Origin of the sequence: Thioalkalivibrio sp. ALE9, assembly GCF_000377445.1 — a bacterium.
In the GTDB taxonomy this organism is placed as follows: Bacteria; Pseudomonadota; Gammaproteobacteria; order Ectothiorhodospirales; family Ectothiorhodospiraceae; genus Thioalkalivibrio.
Genome location: NZ_KB898126.1, coordinates 156,810 through 175,197, shown reverse-complemented (window position 1 = coordinate 175,197; position 18,388 = coordinate 156,810). Strand labels below are relative to the sequence as shown.

Sequence of the window (18,388 nt, the reverse complement as noted above, 5' to 3'; positions counted from 1 at the left end):
CTCAGCCCGCCTCACGGCAGGCGACCGGTGCCGCAGCGGTATCGTCTGCGGCGCCGGAGAGATCCAGCCACACCTGACCGTCGGTCACCCGGATCGGGAAGGCATGGGTGCAGCCACTGTCCGCCCCGGTGGCCTCGCCGGAGGGCAGGTCGATCACCCAGTTGTGCAGCGGGCAGGTCACGCGCTCGCCGTGGACGATGCCCTGCGACAGCGGCCCGCCCTTGTGCGGGCACTGGTCGCGCAGGGCAAACACGCGGTCATCGGCGGTGCGGAACACGGCGATGTCGCCGTTCGGGCCCGCCACCACGCGTGCACCCAGCGACGGGATGTCCTCGAGCGGACAGATCGCAAGCCAGCTCATGCCGACACCCCCTGGCGCGGGGGCGCGTCCACCGGCGTGATCGGAATGAACTCGTGCGCCGCATGCCCGGCGGCCCGCTCGGCCCAGGGGTCCACCTGCGCCACCTCCTGCGACTCCAGGAAGCGGGCGTACAGTGCCGCGCGGTTCTCGGCGTCGTCCACCAGGCGTTCCTTCACCCGGGTCAGCCCGACGCGCTCGATCCACGGGGCGGTGCGTTCCAGATAGCGCGCGTCTTCGCGGTAGAACTGCATGAAGGCCCCGGCATATTCCAGCACCTCGGCCTCGGTCTCCACCTTGCAGAGGAAGTCGGTGGCACGCACCTTCACCCCGCCGTTGCCGCCGACGTGCAACTCGTAGCCGGAGTCCACGCAAACCACGCCGAGGTCCTTGATCGTCGCCTCGGCGCAGTTACGCGGGCAGCCGGAGACGGCCATCTTGAACTTGTGGGGGGTCCACGAGCCCCAGGTCATCCGCTCCAGCTGGATGCCGAGCCCGGTCGAGTCCTGGGTGCCAAAGCGGCACCATTCGGAACCGACACAGGTCTTCACCGTGCGCAGGGCCTTGCCGTAGGCATGGCCGGAGACAAACCCGGCGTCGCCGAGATCGCGCCACATCGCCGGCAGGTCGGTCTTTTGGACTCCCAGCAGGTCGATGCGCTGGCCGCCGGTAAACTTGACCGTGGGCACCTGGTAGCGCTCGGCCACCTCGGCGATCGCGCGCAGTTCGGCCGGCGTGGTCACCCCGCCCCAGATGCGCGGCACGACGGAATAGGTCCCGTCCTTCTGGATGTTGCCGTGCGCGCGCTCGTTGATGAAGCGCGACTGGGCGTCGTCCTGGTAGTCCTTCGGCCAGGCCGCCAGCAGGTAGTAGTTGAGCGCCGGACGGCAGACATGGCAGCCGTTCGGGGTCTTCCAGTCGAGGGCCTCGAACACCGCATCCATGGTCTTCAGCCCGTCGCGGCTGATCGCCGCGCGCACCTCGTCGTGGCTGTGGTCGGTGCAGGCGCAGACCGGCTTTTTCGCCGGGGCGTCGGAGTAGTCGCCGCCCAGCGTGGTGGCGAGCACGGACTCCACCAGCCCGGTGCAGGAGCCACAGGAGTTCGACGCCTTGGTGTGGGCACGCACGTCCTCCAGCGTGAACAGCTTGTGCTCGCTGATTGCCTGGACGATCTCGCCCTTGCACACGCCGTTGCAGCCGCAGATCTCGGCCTCGTCGGGCATCGCCGCGACCCGCGAGGCCTCGTCGCCGTGGCCGGAGTCGCCGATATGCGCCTGGCCGAACAGCAGGTTCTCGCGGATGTCGGCCACTGGCGTGGCGTCCCGCATCAGCTGGAAGTACCAGGAGCCGTCCAGGGTATCGCCGTACAGCACGGCCCCCTGGATGCGGTTGTCCTTCAGCACCAGACGCTTGTAGACGCCGCGCGCGGCATCCTTGAACACCAGGTCCTCGGTGGTCTCGTCACCGGTGAAGTCGCCGGCGGAGAACAGGTCGATCCCGGTCACCTTCAGCTTGGTGGAGGTCATCGAGCCCTCGTAGCGCCCGATGCCGTACTCGGCCAGGTGGTTGGCGCAGACCTTCGCCTGCTCCCACAGCGGCGCGACCAGGCCGTAGGTGGCGCCACGGTGCTGCACGCACTCGCCGACCGCGTAGATCGACGGGTCATAGGTCTGCAGGGTGTCGTTTACCACCACGCCGCGCTCGCAGTGCAGCCCGGCGGACTCGGCCAGCGCGGTGTTCGGGCGGATGCCCACCGCCATCACCACCAGATCCGCTTCGATCTGGCTGCCGTCGGTGAAGCGCACGCCGGTGACGCGGTCCTCGCCCAGGATCGCCTCGGTCTGGTGCGCCATGCGAAAACGCATGCCGCGTTCCTCCAGCGAGCTGCGCAGCATCCCGGCAGCCTCGGCATCCAGCTGGCGCTCCATCAGGTGGTCCATCAGGTGCACCACGGTGACCTCCATGCCCTGGCGCATCAGGCCGTTGGCGGCCTCCAGGCCCAGCAGGCCGCCGCCGATCACCACCGCATGCTGGTGTGCGCGGCTGGCCGCGAGCATCGCGTCCACGTCGTGGATGTCGCGGAAGGCGACCACGCCCTCCAGTTCGTGCCCCGGCACCGGGATCATCACCGGATCGGAGCCGGTCGCCAGCAGCAGGCGATCATAGGGCGCCTCGGTGCCGTCCTCGGCGATCACTCGCCGGTTCACGCGGTCGATCCGCTCGATGCGCTTGCCCTTGTGCAGGGTGATGCCGCGTTCGGCATACCAGGCATCGTCGTTGAGCATGATCTCGTCGACGGTCTTCTCCGAGGCCAGCACCGGCGAGAGCATGATGCGGTTGTAGTTGCCCCAGGGCTCGGCACCGAACACGGTGATGTCGTACATGTCCGGCTTGAGCTTCAAAAGCTCCTCGACCGTACGCATCCCGGCCATACCGTTGCCGATCAGGACCAGCCGCGGCTCGTCGTTCGCGGTATCCATCACGCGGCCTCCGACTCGGGGTTCTTGTGGCGCTCGTGGAGAAAGCGCAGCACCTCGGCCCGGTAGTGGTTGTATTCGGCGTTGTCGGCCATCGCCAGGCGCTCGCGCGGCTTCGGCAGGTCGATCTCCAGGATCTCGCCGATGGTCGCGGCCGGGCCGTTGGTCATCATCACGATGCGGTCGGACAGCAGCACCGCCTCGTCCACGTCGTGGGTGACCATCAGCACGGTGTTGCCCAGCTCGGCCTGCAACCTCATCACTTCGTCCTGAAGATGCGCCCGGGTCAGCGCATCCAGCGCACCGAAGGGCTCATCCATCAGCAGGACCTTCGGCTCCATCGCCAGCGCTCGGGCGATGCCCACGCGCTGCTTCATGCCACCGGAGGTCTCGCCGGGGTACTGATCCCTGGCATGGGTCATGTGGACGCGTTCGAGATTCTCCAGGGTCCAGGCGTCACGCTCGGCGCTGGCAGCCCCGCTGCGCACCTTGTCCACCGCCAGACGTACGTTCTCGTACACGGTCATCCAGGGCAGCAGGGAGTGGTTCTGGAATACCACGGCACGCTCCGGTCCGGGCTCCACCACCTCGCGATCTTCCAAAAGAACGCCCCCGGTGGAGGAACGCAGCAGTCCGGCCACGATGTTCAGCACGGTGGACTTGCCGCATCCGGAATGCCCGATGATGGACACGAATTCGCCTTGCTGGACCTTCAGATTGACGTTGTTGAGCACGTTGAGCGGCCCGCGCGGGGTGGCGAACGTCATGTCCAAATGGTCGAGATTGAGATAGTGACTCATGGGTCTCTCCTTACGCGGGTGCGTAGTCAAAGCGTTTCTTGATCAGGCCGACCGCGCCGTCCAGGGCGATACCCACCAGGCCGATGACGAAGATCGACACGATGATCGAGGCCACATTGAGGTTGTTCCATTCATCCCAGATGAAGAATCCGATCCCGACCCCACCGGTGAGCATCTCGGCCGCCACGATCACCATCCAGGCGATCCCGAGCGCGAGGCGCATACCCGTCAGGATGTAGGGCATGGTTGCGGGGACCAGGATCTTGCGCGCCGCTTCCAGACGCCCCAGGCGCAAAACCTGGGACACGTTGGTGTAGTCGCGCGGAATCGCCTGCACCCCAGCGGCGGTATTGATCACGATCGGCCAGATGCTGGTGATGAAGATCACGAAGATCGCCGAGGGGTTGACCGCCTGGAACACCAGCAGACCCAGCGGGAGCCACGCCAGGGGCGAAACCGGACGCAGGAGCTGCACCACCGGGCTGATGGCGCGACGAGCCGTGAGGGACGCGCCCATCATCAGTCCCAGTGGGATTCCCACCAGTGCCGCCAGGCCGAAGCCCGCCAGGACGCGACCGAGGGAATACAGCACCTGCCAGCCAATCCCCATGTCGTTCGGGCCGTAGTCATAGAACGGATTGCCAAGCAGATAGACCGCCTCGGCCCAGACCTGCCCCGGGGTGGGGAGATCCGGAGCGACCGTGGACTGGAGCCAGACCCAGCCCCCCAACAACAGGGCGAACGCGACCAGCGGGAGTACCAGCACCGGAAGCCAGCGCTGCAGTTTCTCCGCCATCACCTCGAACCGGTCATCGTGCACTCCACCGGCCTCTCCCGGCGTACCCACGCGTGCATCCGGTTCCGGTTCGGCCACCGTTTCGGCAACCGTACGGGCCTCGATATCGTCAGCGACCTCGCGATCCACCGCGAGACGCATGTCGGCGTAATTCGTAGACACGGGGGCCTCCTTTATCCGTTCGCCGCGGCAAGGTCGTCCAATGCGACTTTGCGGCTATGTACGTCGAATCCGGCGACATACCCCGTCAGGTCGTCGGGATCGTAAATCCGGCCATCAATGAACCGATCGGGGCCCATCGCGATGGGCGAGGAGGCCTCTTCCAATGTCCAGTGATCCTCTCGGGTGCCTTCCTTTTTCCAGTCGATTTCCGGATAGTCGACACCCACCTCGGCGGCCGCTTTCCGGTACAGGTCCGGTCGATAGACCTTCTCCGCAACCGCACGCATGTCGACCGGATCCTCCAACTGCCCCCAACGGGCCATCTGCGTGACGAACCAGGCCGCGTGCGAACGCCACGGAAAGCTGGCCGCGTAACGATGAAATACGTTGAAGTCCGGGAAGGGTTCGGGATCTCCGTCCGGGGTGAACTGCAGTGTGCCCGTCATCGACATGGCGACGACGTGTTCGGGCGCGTTGACAAAACGGCGGCCCGAAATGATGCGCACCACCTCTTCGCGGTTTTCAGGCTTGTCCATCCACTCGTTGGCCTCGATCAAGGCACGCAGCGCGGCCTGGTGCGTATTCGGATGTTTCTCCGCCCAGCTCTCGAGTACGCCGAACACCTTCTCTGGATTGTTGTTCCAGATCTCGTAGTTGGTCACCAGGGTCTTGCCGATCCCCATGTCCACCGCACGCATGTTCCAGGGCTCGCCCACGCAGTAGCCATCCATGTTGCCCGCGCGCAGGTTGGCCACCATCTGGGGTGGCGGGATCACGACCAGGCGTACATCCCGATCCGGATTGATCCCGGACGCGGCCATCCAGTAGCGCAGTTCATAGTTGTGCGTGGATACGGGGAACACCATGGCGAAGGTCATCGGGGCACGGCCAGCTGCCTGGTCGGCATCAATGACCTTCTTCAGGGCGCGCGCGGAAATCGGCCGTTCGTTCATGGCCTCGGGATCGGCCTCGACCATCCGGTCGTAGAGCTCGTTGGAAACGGTGATCGCGTTGCCGTTGAGGTCCATGCTGAACCCCGTGATCGTGTTGCGCTGGGTAGCACCCACGCCCAGCGTCGCGGCAATCGGCATTCCCGCCAGCATGTGCCCGCCATCCAGGCTCCCAACGGAGACCTTGTCGCGGATATTGGCCCAGGAAGCCTCCTTGGCCACATGGACGTCGAGACCGTGGCGCGCGAAATACCCCTTCTCCTGGGCAACGACCAGCGGGGCACAGTCGGTCAGGGGGATAAATCCGAACTCCAGGCTGGTCTTTTCCAGCCCTTCGGATCCCCCGGCATAGGCCGCCGCCCGGAAAAAGTCCGGATGCATCCCCAAGGCGGCGCCACCTGCCAGAACGCCGCCGGCCTGAAGGAAGCGCCGGCGCGACAGGCCGGCGGTCTTTTTCGTGTCATTCGTGTGATCGGTCATTGCGGGTTCACTCCCCTTGTCAGCAAACACATCCCAAAAACGAAAAAAGGCGCCGCATCAGCCCGGCCGCGTTTGCAGCCGGGTGATGGACGCCTTTGTCCAGTCCCATCGGAGGCCCGGTCACCGGGTCTCCCTGTTGTCAGGCGACGAACCGCCGTTGGCTCGTCTTACCGATACTCCTGCAGGAGGTGTGCCAATTCGCCGTTACGAATCGACCCCGCGAGGCACAATCGCGCCATGGCACGGGAAAATCGGATGGTTTCGAACATCGGGTCGAACGTTTGCGGGAAGCCCGAAGTCCCGAAGCCGATCCCGGAGGCACCAACCTGGGGCGCGCTGGCGGTGCAGATGAACCGGGCTGGTGCACTACCTGTAGGAGCCGCCCTGGCGGCGAAGCCCCTGCCAGTGTCCGCCACGGGCAGGGGCTTCGCGGGCAAGCCCGCTCCCACAGGGGCACCCCCACCGGCATCCCTTTCCCAAGGCTGGCTACAGGCCGCCCTTGCCCAGCAGATCGGACATCGCGACGGTCGCCTCGGCGACCTCGGCCAGGCGCCGGTTCTGGTTCATCGCCGTCTGGCGCAGGAGCTTGTAGGCCTGATCCTCGCTGAGGCCACGGTGCTGGATCAGCAGGGCCTTGGCACGCTCGATGGTCTTGCGCTCGGCCAGGGCCTGGCGTGCCGCATGCAGCTCGTCCTCCACCGACTGCAGCCGGGCCGCCTGGCGCTGCACCAGGTCCATCACCGAGTGTCCGACGATCGGTACGTTGAGTGCGGCATCGCCCTCCTCCTGCGCGGGCTCCAGGCCCTCCGGCGCGCCGAAGAACACCGCATACGGGACGCTGTCGCGCAGTTCCGACTCGGCGAGTTGCGCGACCCGGTCACGCACCGCGCCGAGGTCCGCGCGATCCGCCGTGATGCGTGCCGAGCAGCACTCGTTCAGGTGCATCTCCAGCAGATCCTCGATCTCCTTCATCGCGTCGATGCGCGCGGTGGTACAGGCAAACCATTCCTCGGCCCGGGCGGGGTCGTGGTGCCCGGAGGCCTCGGTACAGGCCCGGCGGCGCAGACGCTCGATGTCGGCGGCGAAGGCCGCCGTCTGCAGCTCGCGCCAGGCGGCACAGGCCGGCGGTGCCGCGAACTCGGAGAAGATGCGGAACGCCCGTTCCTGGGCATCGATCCGATGGACCAGCGCCTGGCGCAGTTCGGGCTCGAAGTTCGCGGCGCCAAACCCGGCGGCCCCGATCGCGCGCTCCTGCCCTGCCAGTTCCTTGCCCTGCATGAAGTTCAGCAGGGCCACCAGGGCCCGCGAGACCTCGGGATCGGTCGCCGAATCCGCAGCCTCGAACACCAGGGCCATCAGGGCGCGAATCAGCTCGCTGAAGCCGCGGGTCGAGTCCATCGGGCTCAGGGTCAGCTCCAGGACCTCCTCGCGCAGGCTGCCCAGGCCGGACAGGCCATGCAGCGCCAGCGCCATGCGCCCCAGCAGCCGACTGCGGCCATGGGCGCAGGCGTCCGGGGCCAGCCAGCCATCCAGGTGCTCGCGGAACGCGGCCGCGGCGGCGTCCGATTCGGCCCGGTACTGCTCCAGTTCGCGGGTATAGCGCTGGCCGCCGGACCCGATCCAGAGGCTGGAGGCCCCGCGCTCGCGCTGCAGGGCATGCACCAGCGCGCGGATGCGCCCGACCAGCTGCACCGCCTCCAGCAGGCGCTCCAGGCTCACCACCTCGCACTTGCGCGAGGCGACCAGGAAATCGCCAATGGACTCTTCGAGGGAAAAATTCGGGGATGTGTTCTGGGTCATGCTCGTCGTCCGTGAATCACTCCCGGAACAAACAAGCATGCGATGTGCCAGTTCGACCGACTGACAGCGGGGGTACAAACAAAAACGGGCGGGGCATCACGCCCCGCCCGCGGAACGGCACGGCCGATCAGAAGCTCATGGAGCGGTCGAACTCGGCGACGGCCTGGACGTAGTGGCCCATGCCGGCCATCTCGGCGTTCGGCAGGAAGTTGTGCTCGCCGACGTCGCGACCCTTGGCGCAGGCCTCGCAGGCCCAGAACGGGACGCCTTCACTCACCAGCGAATCCACGATGTCCTTCATTGCCGGCATGTTGTGGCCAACGATCTTGTCGTACACGTTGCGGTTGGCGATGTTCACGGCCTCGCCTTGCAGCCAGACGGTCACATCGTGGCCCTGCTGCTTGGCCACATTGGCGGCAATCATGCCAAGCGTGGCGCGGGTCGGGTCGTCGGTACCGGCGGTGACGGCAACAATAAAGCGCATGGGAGTCTCCCGGGGTTGAAAAGGTGCGAAAACGGTAGCGGCCGGCAAGCGGCGCGTCGATTTCCCACAAGCCAGGGAGAAACAATCGGCTCAGGGGGCGCCCTTCGTGGTGAGACTGTTGCGATAGAGCTTGAACGCCATCAACAGCCAGGGCACGGCATGGACGACCAGGTCGAGCACGTCGAGTGGCCGGGTAAGTTCCCCGGCAAACAGCCAGCGCAGTTTCTCCGCGACATGCGGCTCGGGGATCCAGGGGGCCAGGCCGACGGTCGCAACCAGCAGTGCGAACAGCCAAAGGGGGGCCCGATCGACCCAGTGAACGAAGGTTTTCATCGCGCGCATGCTACCCAAGCCTCGTCAGCGCCGCAGCCCGGAGCCGCGATCGTCCTTGCCCGCGCGGACCGGGATGACTAGAATCCGGCCAGCTTCAGGGGAGTAGCGACCCGGGTGGCCTGGCCTCACCGGGGTCTGCATCAACAGATTCGATCCTCCGCCCGGAGGACCGTGGTGCAGACAGCCCCGCCGCCGATGCGGCACCGGGCCCCGCGAGACCTGTGGCATGGCGCCCCGATCCGTGGCCGGGTGGGTGGTGCGATGTCACGTGTCTTGCCCACCCACCCGGCCCGGAAGACCGTCATGGAAGCCCTGCTCGTCTCTACCGTCATCGTCGCCATCGCCGAGATGGGCGACAAGACCCAGCTCCTCGCCCTGCTCCTGATCTGCCGCTACCAGCAGACCTGGCCCATCATCTGGGGCATCGTGGTGGCCACGCTGGCCAATCACTTCCTGGCCGCGCTGGTGGGCGTGTGGATCGGCGCCAGCATCCCGGAGGACTGGCTGCGCTGGGGTCTGGGGATCGGGTTCATCGTGATGGCCGCCTGGGTACTGGTCCCGGATGGCGAGGACGAGCTGCCGGCCGCGTCGAAACACGGCGTGTTCTGGACCACCACGGTGCTGTTCTTCCTGGTCGAGATGGGCGACAAGACCCAGGTCGCCACCGGCGCGCTGGCCGCGACCTTCGACAGCCTGCTCCTGGTCGTGATCGGTTCGACCATCGGCATGGTATTGGCGAATGCCCCGGTCGTCTGGCTGGGCCAGCGCTTCGCCTGCCACCTGCCGCTGCGACTGCTACGCGCGCTCGCCGCCCTGCTGTTCTTCGCCCTCGGCCTCGGGGTCCTGCTCGCCTGGGTCTGAGGGAGACACTGAAGTCATTGGCGCCTCGGTGTGCAGTGTCTTCTGGCCCAGCCAGATGCGGCGCACCAGGCGCGGCAGCAGCAACAGCAGCGCCAGCACCGCGAGCAGGGCCAGCCCCAGCTGGACCCCGCTGTCGGCGCCACTGGCCATCTCCCGGGTGGCGTGCCCCAGCCAGGCATAGGCGAACAGGCTGGGGATCAGGGCCAGCATGGTGGTCAGCGCGAAGACCGGCAGCGGCAGACGCACCAGCCCCAGGGCATAGTTCGTCGGGGCGAACGGAAACACTGGCACCAGGCGGGTCAGGGCCACGACCCGCCAGCCCTCGGCCTCCACATCCGCCCGCAGCCGCGTGCTGCGCGGCCCCATGCGCGGGGCCAGCCAGGGCTGCAGCCAGGTACGCGCCAGCAGGAAGGCAATGACCGCCGCCAGGGTCGCTGCCAGCAGGCTGAGGGCGGCGCCGGTGAAGGGGCCGAACAACGCCCCGCCCAGCAGAATCCAGAAGGTACTGGGCAGCGGGAACAGGGCCAGCAGCATGAAGGCCAGCACGAATACCAGATAGGCACCCGCACCCCAGCCCCGCAGCCAGGCCTCCACCTCGCCCAGCGGGAAGCCAAGGCTCGGCCACTCGGTGGTCAGCAGGATCCACGCCAGCGACACGCCGAACAGGATCGCCGCCACCGTCAGCCACCGCTTGTGATGCCGGATGCGCAACCCGGTCAGCCCTCCGCGCCGGGGTTGTCGCCCGCGTCGCGCAGACGGTCCAGGCGCTCCGCCAGCGCGCGCTCGGTGCCGTCCCGGCGCGGGCTGTAGAAGCGCTCGTCTTCCAGACCCTCCGGCAGGTAGACCTGCCCGCGGGCGAAGCCATCGGGCTCGTCGTGATCGTAGCGGTACCCGGCCCCGAAGCCTTCCGCGCGCATCAGCTCGGTCGGCGCGTTGCGCAGATGCAGCGGCACGCCCGGGCTCCCGGTCTCGCGGATCGCCGCGCGCGCCTGGTTCAGCGCAACGTAGGCACTGTTGCTCTTGGGTGCGGCGGCCAGTTCGATCACCGCCTGCACCAGCGCCAGGTCGCCCTCCGGCCGGCCCAGGCGTTCCAGGGTCTGCCAGGCCGCGAGCACCCGCGCGCCCAGCCCGACTGCGGCCAGGCCGATGTCCTCGTAGGCCATGCGCAGCAGCCGCCGGCCCAGGTAGTCCGGATCGCAACCGGCATCCAGCATACGGGTCAGCCAGTACACCGCCGCGTTGGGGTCGGAACCGCGCACCGACTTGTGCAGGGCAGAGATCTGGTCGTAGAAGGCATCGCCCTGGCGGTCGAAGGCCAGGGACTGCGCGCCCATGACCGCGCGCAGGGCGTCTCCGGTAATCGCCCCGTCGCGGGCCAGGTCGGAGGCGGTCTCCAGCCAGTTCAGGGCACGCCGGGCATCCCCGTCCGCGGCCCGCGCCAGGCGCTGACGCTCCTCCGGGTCCAGCGTCAGGCCACGCCCGCCCAGACCCCGCTCCGGATCCTCCAGGGCGCGCTCGATCAGGGACTCGACCGCTTCCGCCCCCACCGCCTCCATGCGATACACCCGCGCCCGCGACAGCAGCGCGCTGTTCAGGGCAAACGACGGATTCTCGGTGGTCGCGCCGACGAAGGTCAGCGTGCCGTCCTCGATATGCGGCAGCAGCGCATCCTGCTGGCCCTTGTTGAAGCGATGGATCTCGTCGATGAACAACAGCGTGCCGACCCCATTGCGCCGGCGCGCCTTCGCGGACTCCACGACCGCACGAACGTCCTTCACCCCGGCCAGTACGGCGGACAGCGTGACCAGTCGCTGGGCCCCGGCCGCCGCCACCAGCCGCGCCAGCGTGGTCTTGCCGCAGCCGGGCGGGCCCCACAGGATCATCGACGGCGTCTGGCCCTGCTCGATCGCCTGGCGCAGGGCGGCATCCGGGCCCACCAGGTGGTCCTGACCGACCATCTCGTCCAGCCGCGCCGGACGCATGCGTTCGGCCAGCGGCGCGGTCGGGTCGGGGCCCGCGGGGGACGGCTCCGGTTCGGGTTCGGGCGACGCCATGTCCGGATCCGGGCCGAACAGATCACCTTCGGGGGAATCGCTCATAACGGAGATTGTAACCCTTCGGGCGAAAACCCTTTTTTCACCACGAAGCGCACGAAGGCACGAAGAAGGTCAAGGCCGGATTGCACCACGGAGGGCACAGAGAACACGGAGAAGAGCTGTTGTTGGCGTTGCAAACTCCACAGCAAAGAGGATGTACGAACGCTCCGGCCGGAATGACAGCGCGCAGGGCGTCCGTCCAGACACACCATGACGGATGGTTCGGCGTTGCGGGGTGGTCGGGATTACACCAACGTCGTCACGTAGCCCGGGCCGTCGGCATTCAGGCCAAAGCGCCACAGTTCCTGCGCCCTCCTTGCAGTCTACCCACCCTCCTGCAAAAGCCCTTGACCTTCTTCGTGCCTTCGTGCGCTTCGTGGTGAATAACAGGGCGCGGGCTTGGTTACGGGCGGTAGATGTCGGTGCCGGAGGGTGGGTCGAAGGTGAAGATGGCCGGGTCGAGGTCGGCGTTGCGCTCGGTCTCGTGGAAGCGGATAACGGTCTCCTGGCCGAAGATGTCGCGGAAGGCCATGCGGGTCAGATCCCCCTCCGCGGTCAGGTCCAGGTCCAGGCTGGTGAAGTCGGCCTGCTCGTTGCGCGGCACCAGCACCAGGCGCAGGGCGTCGCCCCCCGGCACCGGGCGCAGCGACATGCGGAAGTGTTCGTCGAGACGTTCCGGCTGAGTGATCGCGGCGATCGGGGTCGCATCGAAGGCATCGCCCAGCGGGCGCACCGTGGCCTGCGACAGGTCCGGGTCGTACATCCACAGGTCCTGGCCGTCGGAGACGATGGTCTGCGGGAACGGCTCGGTCACCTCCCAGTGCAGGCGGTTGGGCATGCCCAGCTGCATGCGCCCGTCGGACTCCTGCAGCACGTACCCCGTGTCGTCGCGCACCGTCTGGGTGAAAACGGCGGAGAAGCTCTCCAGCCCGTCGACAAAGCGATCCAGCGCGGCGCGGGCATCCGCAGCGGGCGTGCGGTCAGCCGCCTGCACGGCGCCGGCGAACAGCACGGTCGCGACGACCACGGCCACCAGCAAGCGGGGAAGAAGACGAACGTTCATGCAAGCTCCGGAAGGATGGTTGACCTCATCCTGCGCCCGGTCGCTTAACCGGGCGTGAATGTATCGTTCGGGGATGGCGCACCACGTCACCGATCGGGAACATGGACCCTGTCGCTGCGCCGGGGTTCAAGGTGCTCAGTCGTTCGGCCCGGGCACCAGGACCTCGCGGTTACCATTCGACTGGACGGGGCTGACCAGGCCGGCAGCCTCCATGTCCTCGACCATGCGCGCAGCGCGGTTGTAGCCGATTTTCAGTCGACGCTGAACGAACGAGATCGAGGCCTTGCGCGACTCGATCACTACCTGCACCGCCTGGTCATACAGCGGATCCGACTCGCTCTCGCCCCCCTCGGGCGACTCCAGCCCGGGGATGCTGGCCGCACCCGCCTCGGGCTCCTCGAGGATCGCCTCGTTGTAGTCCGGCTCGCCGGTGGACTTCAGGTACTCGACCACCTGATGTACCTCGTTGTCGCCGACGAAGGCACCATGCACGCGCTCCGGCATCGCCTTGCCCGGCGGCAGGTAGAGCATGTCGCCGTGGCCCAGCAGGTGCTCGGCCCCCATCTGGTCGAGGATGGTGCGCGAATCCACCCGCGAGGAAACCTGGAAGGCGATGCGGGTCGGGATATTCGCCTTGATCAAGCCGGTGATGACGTCCACCGACGGACGCTGGGTCGCCAGGATCAGGTGGATACCGGCGGCGCGGGCCTTCTGCGCCAGGCGCGCGATCAACTCCTCGACCTTCTTGCCGACCACCATGATCATATCGGCAAACTCGTCGACCACGATCACGATAAACGGCAGCGGCTCCAGTTCCGGCGCCTCGGTCTCGGTAATCGCCTCCTCGGGCTTGAACAGCGGGTCCTTCAGGGGCTCGCCGGCCGCCTGGGCATCGCGCACCTTCTTGTTGTAGCCGCCGATATTGCGCACGCCCATTGCCGACATCAGCTTGTAGCGGCGTTCCATCTCCGCCACCGCCCAGCGCAGGGCGTTGGAGGCATCCTTCATGTCGGTCACGACCTCGCACAACAGGTGCGGGATGCCTTCGTAGACCGACAGCTCCAGCATCTTCGGGTCGATCAGGATCAGCCGGACCTCGTCCGGGGTCGCCTTGTACAGCAGCGACAGCAGCATGGCGTTCACGCCCACCGACTTCCCGGAACCGGTCGTCCCGGCCACCAGCAGGTGCGGCATCTTCGCCAGATCGGCCATCACCGGGGCACCGCCGATATCCTTGCCCAGCGCCATGGTCAGCGGCGACTTGTTCGAGTCGAACAGGTCGGAGCGCAGGATCTCGGAGAGCGCCACGATCTCGCGATTCTCGTTCGGGATCTCCAGGCCCACCGTGGACTTGCCCGGGATCACCTCGACGATGCGCACCGCCATCACCGACAGCGAACGCGCCAGGTCGGTGGACAGCCCGGAGATACGCGAGGCCTTGACCCCGGCGGCCGGTTGCAGTTCGAAGCGCGTAATCACGGGGCCCGGCTGCACCGCGACCACCTCGACCTCCACGCCGAAATCCTTCAGCTTCAGCTCGACCAGCCGCGACAGCGCCTGCAGCGACTCCTCCGAAAAACCTTCGGGCGGCGGTGGCGGCTCGTCCAGCAGCGACAGCGGCGGGTGCGGATCGGCCCCGCTGCCCTCGGTGAACAGCGGGACCTGCTTCTCCTTCTGCACGCGCGGGCTGGGCGGCGGCGTCTCGATGCGCGGCTCTACCCGCGAGGGCGGCCGCTTCTCGGTGCGCTTGCGTTCCTTTTCCACGCGGGTCTCGCGCTCGGCGCGTTCGCGGGCGCCGATACGCCGGTCACGGGCTGAGTCGATCGCCGCGCGGGTCCGCTCCCAACCGCGCACGGCCAGCTGGCCAAGACGGTCCATCAGCAGAAACCAGGACAACCCAGTGAACAGGGTCACCCCCGCGAGGAACAGCGCCAGCAGGACCAGCGTGCCACCCACCAGGCTCAACCCGGCGACCGCCCAGCCACCGAACAGATCGCCCAGGATGCCGCCGGCATGCACCGGCATGCCGCCCGGCATCAGGTGCAGCGCGGCCAGCGCCGACCCGGCGATCAGCGCCACGATCAGCGCCAGGCCCCGCACGGTCAGCTCCATCGGGCTGGCGATCTGCGCCTCGCGGCGATGCCGGAACAGCCACCAGCCAATGCCGGCGACCGCCAGCGGGATCAGGTAGGCCAGATAGCCCAGCAGGTGAAAGGCGATATCCGCGAACCAGGCCCCGGTGGTACCGCCGAGATTGCGCAGGCCCTCGCCGTCGCCGGTGGTCGACCACGCCGCATCGCCGGGGTGATAGCTGGCCAGCGCCACCAGCAGATAGAGCGCCAGCATGCCGAAGATCAGCAGCGCGCCCTCGCGCAGCCCGCGCAGCAGCTGCCCGCTCAGGCTCGGCGGGGCCACCGGCTCCGCCGTCTTCTTGCCCTTGCCCCCGGTCTTGGCCTTGCTTGCGGCCATGCACTCCCCACTGGTCAGGCCCGCGCCGCGGGCAACTCGAATCATCGCGCAGTTTACCGGTTAAACCGGCGTTCGTGGGCGCGCCCGGCCCGGGCTGCGAACCGGTTCCGGGTCGGCGGACCAGATCCATCCCTCGCGCGCGGCGATCGCGGCCTCGTCTGCCGTCGGCGCAACCGCCTGCCCGTCCAGAAAATCGGCCCCGGCCAGTACGCACAGCACGGCATCCACCACATCGTCAGTGACATCGTCCAGGTCCGGCACGGACACCTCGAAGGACCCCGGAAGCCGGGCTCGGACGTCGACCCGAGTCTCCCAGCCTCGGACCTTGCGCAAGGCGGCCGGATACACCTCGATCGCGGTCGAATCGGCAATCGGCCCGGCCACCCTGGGCAGCGGAAGCGACTGCCCGCTGTGGTCGCGCAGGGCCTGCAACAGGTTGACCGCCGCCAGCGCGGTGCGCGCGATGAAGTTCGCCCCCACCTCCAGCGGGCGTTTGCCAAGGCGCTCCCGGATCACCCGGTCTGTATGACGGTGGAACATTGCATCGGCGTGCGCCGCGATGCCCGCCCCGGCCTGGTGCCCGGCCAGCTCGCTTGCCAGGCTCGATGGCCAGCCAAGCGGCGCATCCAGGCACAGCAGAACGGGTTCCGGCGTATCCATCCAGCCGCCCAGGATCGCGGCGGGCGGTTCAGTCGGGGATGCGCGCCGTGCCGCCTCCAGACGCAGAACCCCGCCGGACCAGCGGGCCAGAGCCAGGCCCGTCTTGCGTGGCTGGGTCGCACAATCGACCCCGATGATGCGGACGGTGCCGCTCACGGCCGCCGGCCCCAGACCGCGAACACCGGATCGGCATGCCCCAGTCGCCCGGCATACAGGTCGTCCGGGGGTCTCGGCAGCCCACGCAGGGAGAAGGTCGACAGATCCACGAAGCCGGCGCGCAGAAAGACGTCGAGGACCAGCCCCATGCGCTCGAAGTCGTACAGCGGCTCCCAGGCCGCGATCGCCTTGGTCGGAAAGCAGCGATCGGAGAACGTGACCATGAACACCCCGTCCGGGCGCAGCACCTCGCGTACCGCGCGGAACACCGCCTCGGGCTGCGTCAGATACTCGACCGACGCGGTACAGACCACGGCATCGAAGCTCGCCGCCGCATATGGCAGTTCCGGACGGAGGTTCAGGTCGTGCACCAGGGATGACGTCAGCCGGGGGTTGTCCGCCAGCTCCTCGGCGTTCATGCCCAGCCCGATCACGGCTTCCGGCGACTCGACTCGGTCCAGGTGGGACTCCCAGCTGCTCATCAGGTCGAGCACCCGCGCACCCGCCGGGATGCAGGAGGCATACAGCGCGGCGATCTCGGACCGCGCGGTCGCGTCCAGGTGGTGCACCCGGCGCGGCTCGGCATAGAACACCGCATCGGACTCCGGGTCCTCGCGCCCCAGCGCCCCGTCGGCCCAGAAGTCGGTCGGCCGTCCACGCCAGCGGGCCTGCATGCCCGGCCCGCGGGCCGTCAGCAGCCGGGCAACATCCACCGTCCGCTCATCGTCGCGCCCAACCTCGTGGCGCGCCATAACCCGCGCCTGCAGCCGCAGGTCGTGCCCTGCCAGCGGATGATTCAGATCCGCCACCAGGTGATCACCCTCCAGCGCCCCGATCCGGAACAGCTCGCGATCCCCGGCCTCGATCCCCGCATAACCGGCAAGGAACGCACGCGGGTAGAAACGCCCCGCACGGGGCTCCACCCGGCGATGCCGGCGCAGGTCCCGGTTGAATGCCGACGCCGGGAGCTCCAGCACGCGGTCGGGCTCCTCTTGCGGAACCAGGGCCGCGGCGGCCTCGCGGGAGGCCTCGTGCACCGCCCCCGCGCCCGAGCCGCGCAGGGCGGCCCCGAGATCGCCCGGCCAGCGGTCCCGTTCCAGCTCCAACCACGGCAGGAACAGACACTCCCGGTGACGGGCCTCGGCACTCGCCCAGTCCAGCGTGAAGCCGACATCCACCGCCATTCCCTGCGTCGGTCGCGCTTCACTGTTATTCGGATTGGCGAATGGATCCCGCATGAACACCCTCCCGTAGACTGCCTCGTTGACGATCTCCCGGTTATGGTACGGGCAAGCGCCCACCGGATGTCCGCATGCCCCGCACCCTCTGCTCGCCCCCGTTTGTTTCGCTGCTGGCCGGCGCAGTGTTCGTGTTCGCCACGTTGCTGAGCCTGCCGTCCGCTCAGGCCGAGGGAGATGGGGCCCGCGGCATCGGCGCCGATTCGACCCTGCGCGTGGGGACGCGCTTCGTGCCACCGTTCGTGATTGCGCCGGAGGAGCCGGGCGCCGCTCCTTCCGGCATTGCCATCGAACTGTGGGAGCGGGTCGCGGAACGCATGGAACTGGACTCCAACTACCGGGAGACCAGCCTCGAGGGACTCATCGAGGGCCTGGGGGATGACCGTATCGATATCTCGGTCGCGGCCCTAACCGCGACCGCTGAACGCGCCGAACGGGTCGACTTCACCCATCCGTACTACAGCACCGGGCTGTCGATTGCCGTGCCCCAGCAGGGCAACCCGGTCGCCGGGGCCCTGCGCGCGTTCATCTCCATACCTTTCCTGATGGTCATCCTCGCGCTCTCCGGACTGCTCCTGCTGGTGGGTGCGCTGCTGTGGCTGTTCGAACGCCGGCGCAACGCTGACGAGTTCGGCGGCAGTGCCGCACAAGGGCTCGGCTCCGCGTTCTGGTGGGCCGCCGTGACCATGACCACGGTGGGCTATGGCGACAAGGCCCCGCGCACCCTGCCCGGCCGCGCGATTGCGCTGGTCTGGATGTTCGCGGCGCTGATCCTGGTCTCCACCTTCACCGCCGCCATTGCGACCACGCTGACGGTCAGCTCGCTGGATACCGGCATCCAGAATGTCTCCGACCTGGAGGGCCAGCGCATCGCCACCATCGGCGGCTCCAGTGCCGCCGCCTGGCTGGACGACCAGGGCTTTGCCTACCGTGACCATGCGGACCTCGCCACCGCACTGGGCGCAGTCGCCGAGGGCCGGGCCGACGCCATGGTCTACGACGCTCCGCTGCTGCGCTATCAGGTCCGCGAGCACTTTGCGGGGCAACTGGAGGTCCTGCCGGTCGAGTTTCTGCGCCAGGACTATGCCCTGGCCCTGCCCCAGGGCTCGCTGCTGCGCGCCCCGATAAACGTCGCTATCCTCGAGATTCTGGAATCCGACGAATGGCAGCGCGTGCTGCGGCGCTATCTCGGCAACTGACGGAAC

16 protein-coding genes are annotated in these 18,388 nt (G+C 67.9%); 2 read left to right on the top strand and 14 right to left on the bottom strand.

Translation table 11 applies throughout. From position 1 onward, the window contains the following. Position 1: 1 nt before the first annotated feature. The 8 genes from nirD to D106_RS0108800 form a co-directional block, all read right to left on the bottom strand. Positions 2–361 carry a nitrite reductase small subunit NirD gene (gene nirD / locus D106_RS0108840; RefSeq protein ID WP_018879836.1) on the bottom strand — a complete coding sequence of 120 codons (360 nt, stop codon included), beginning with the start codon at positions 359–361 and terminating at the stop codon, positions 2–4. After that, positions 358–2,838, bottom strand: coding sequence for a nitrite reductase large subunit NirB (gene nirB, locus D106_RS0108835; protein ID WP_018879835.1), 2,481 nt, complete (start codon positions 2,836–2,838; stop codon positions 358–360). Before nirB ends, nirD begins: the two co-directional genes overlap by 4 nt. Continuing rightward, positions 2,838–3,635, bottom strand: a complete 798-nt coding sequence (locus D106_RS0108830) for an ABC transporter ATP-binding protein (RefSeq protein WP_018879834.1) — start codon at positions 3,633–3,635, stop codon at positions 2,838–2,840. Before D106_RS0108830 ends, nirB begins: the two co-directional genes overlap by 1 nt. A gap of 10 nt (positions 3,636–3,645) precedes the next feature. After that, on the bottom strand, positions 3,646–4,593 hold the full coding sequence (gene ntrB, locus D106_RS0108825; protein WP_026280635.1) for a nitrate ABC transporter permease: 948 nt from the start codon (positions 4,591–4,593) through the stop codon (positions 3,646–3,648). A gap of 11 nt (positions 4,594–4,604) precedes the next feature. After that, positions 4,605–6,023, bottom strand: coding sequence for a CmpA/NrtA family ABC transporter substrate-binding protein (locus tag D106_RS0108820; RefSeq protein ID WP_018879832.1), 1,419 nt, complete (start codon positions 6,021–6,023; stop codon positions 4,605–4,607). Between the two features lie 486 nt (positions 6,024–6,509). Then, complete coding sequence (locus D106_RS0108810; RefSeq protein WP_018879830.1) at positions 6,510–7,823, bottom strand: nitrate regulatory protein; 1,314 nt, start codon at positions 7,821–7,823, stop codon at positions 6,510–6,512. Between the two features lie 127 nt (positions 7,824–7,950). After that, complete coding sequence (locus D106_RS0108805) at positions 7,951–8,307, bottom strand: DsrE family protein (RefSeq protein WP_017941855.1); 357 nt, start codon at positions 8,305–8,307, stop codon at positions 7,951–7,953. A 90-nt stretch (positions 8,308–8,397) separates the two neighbouring features. Next, positions 8,398–8,640, bottom strand: coding sequence for a hypothetical protein (locus D106_RS0108800; RefSeq protein WP_026280634.1), 243 nt, complete (start codon positions 8,638–8,640; stop codon positions 8,398–8,400). Between the two features lie 303 nt (positions 8,641–8,943). Here D106_RS0108800 and D106_RS0108795 point away from each other — a divergent pair, with 303 nt between their 5' ends. Further along, positions 8,944–9,501: a TMEM165/GDT1 family protein gene (locus D106_RS0108795; protein WP_018879828.1), complete on the top strand. Its 558-nt coding sequence runs from the start codon at positions 8,944–8,946 to the stop codon at positions 9,499–9,501. Here D106_RS0108795 and D106_RS0108790 read toward each other — a convergent pair. The 6 genes from D106_RS0108790 to D106_RS0108765 form a co-directional block, all read right to left on the bottom strand. After that, the gene (locus D106_RS0108790; RefSeq protein WP_018879827.1) at positions 9,436–10,212 is read right to left on the bottom strand and encodes a TVP38/TMEM64 family protein; all 777 of its coding nucleotides are present in this window, start codon (positions 10,210–10,212) and stop codon (positions 9,436–9,438) included. The genes D106_RS0108795 and D106_RS0108790 overlap by 66 nt on opposite strands. A 5-nt stretch (positions 10,213–10,217) precedes the next feature. Beyond that, positions 10,218–11,600, bottom strand: a complete 1,383-nt coding sequence (locus D106_RS0108785; RefSeq protein ID WP_018879826.1) for a replication-associated recombination protein A — start codon at positions 11,598–11,600, stop codon at positions 10,218–10,220. A 400-nt stretch (positions 11,601–12,000) separates the two neighbouring features. Continuing rightward, entirely contained in the window at positions 12,001–12,660 is a 660-nt protein-coding gene (gene lolA / locus D106_RS0108780) for an outer membrane lipoprotein chaperone LolA (RefSeq protein WP_026280633.1), read from the bottom strand. A 135-nt stretch (positions 12,661–12,795) separates the two neighbouring features. Continuing rightward, the gene (locus D106_RS0108775; protein WP_038036977.1) at positions 12,796–15,129 is read right to left on the bottom strand and encodes a DNA translocase FtsK; all 2,334 of its coding nucleotides are present in this window, start codon (positions 15,127–15,129) and stop codon (positions 12,796–12,798) included. Positions 15,130–15,189: 60 nt separating this feature from the next. Continuing rightward, a complete protein-coding gene (locus D106_RS0108770) occupies positions 15,190–15,945 on the bottom strand; it encodes a DUF429 domain-containing protein (protein WP_018876972.1) in 756 nt (251 codons plus the stop codon). Beyond that, positions 15,942–17,183, bottom strand: a complete 1,242-nt coding sequence (locus D106_RS0108765; RefSeq protein WP_026280631.1) for a methyltransferase domain-containing protein — start codon at positions 17,181–17,183, stop codon at positions 15,942–15,944. Before D106_RS0108765 ends, D106_RS0108770 begins: the two co-directional genes overlap by 4 nt. Positions 17,184–17,257: 74 nt before the next feature. Here D106_RS0108765 and D106_RS0108760 point away from each other — a divergent pair, with 74 nt between their 5' ends. After that, positions 17,258–18,382, top strand: a complete 1,125-nt coding sequence (locus D106_RS0108760) for a transporter substrate-binding domain-containing protein (RefSeq protein WP_018879822.1) — start codon at positions 17,258–17,260, stop codon at positions 18,380–18,382. Positions 18,383–18,388: the final 6 nt, after the last annotated feature.

Bases quoted from the DNA above. Each gene is read 5' to 3' on its own strand.
- D106_RS0108820 (WP_018879832.1), bottom strand. From the start codon at position 6,023: ATGACCGATCACACGAATGACACGAAAAAGACCGCCGGCCTGTCGCGC.
- D106_RS0108775 (WP_038036977.1), bottom strand. From the start codon at position 15,129: ATGGCCGCAAGCAAGGCCAAGACCGGGGGCAAGGGCAAGAAGACGGCG.
- D106_RS0108805 (WP_017941855.1), bottom strand. From the start codon at position 8,307: ATGCGCTTTATTGTTGCCGTCACCGCCGGTACCGACGACCCGACCCGC.
- D106_RS0108785 (WP_018879826.1), bottom strand. From the start codon at position 11,600: ATGAGCGATTCCCCCGAAGGTGATCTGTTCGGCCCGGATCCGGACATG.
- nirB (WP_018879835.1), bottom strand. From the start codon at position 2,838: ATGGATACCGCGAACGACGAGCCGCGGCTGGTCCTGATCGGCAACGGT.
- D106_RS0108800 (WP_026280634.1), bottom strand. From the start codon at position 8,640: ATGAAAACCTTCGTTCACTGGGTCGATCGGGCCCCCCTTTGGCTGTTC.
- D106_RS0108810 (WP_018879830.1), bottom strand. From the start codon at position 7,823: ATGACCCAGAACACATCCCCGAATTTTTCCCTCGAAGAGTCCATTGGC.
- D106_RS0108830 (WP_018879834.1), bottom strand. From the start codon at position 3,635: ATGAGTCACTATCTCAATCTCGACCATTTGGACATGACGTTCGCCACC.
- nirD (WP_018879836.1), bottom strand. From the start codon at position 361: ATGAGCTGGCTTGCGATCTGTCCGCTCGAGGACATCCCGTCGCTGGGT.
- lolA (WP_026280633.1), bottom strand. From the start codon at position 12,660: ATGAACGTTCGTCTTCTTCCCCGCTTGCTGGTGGCCGTGGTCGTCGCG.
- D106_RS0108765 (WP_026280631.1), bottom strand. From the start codon at position 17,183: ATGCGGGATCCATTCGCCAATCCGAATAACAGTGAAGCGCGACCGACG.
- D106_RS0108760 (WP_018879822.1), top strand. From the start codon at position 17,258: ATGCCCCGCACCCTCTGCTCGCCCCCGTTTGTTTCGCTGCTGGCCGGC.
- D106_RS0108795 (WP_018879828.1), top strand. From the start codon at position 8,944: ATGGAAGCCCTGCTCGTCTCTACCGTCATCGTCGCCATCGCCGAGATG.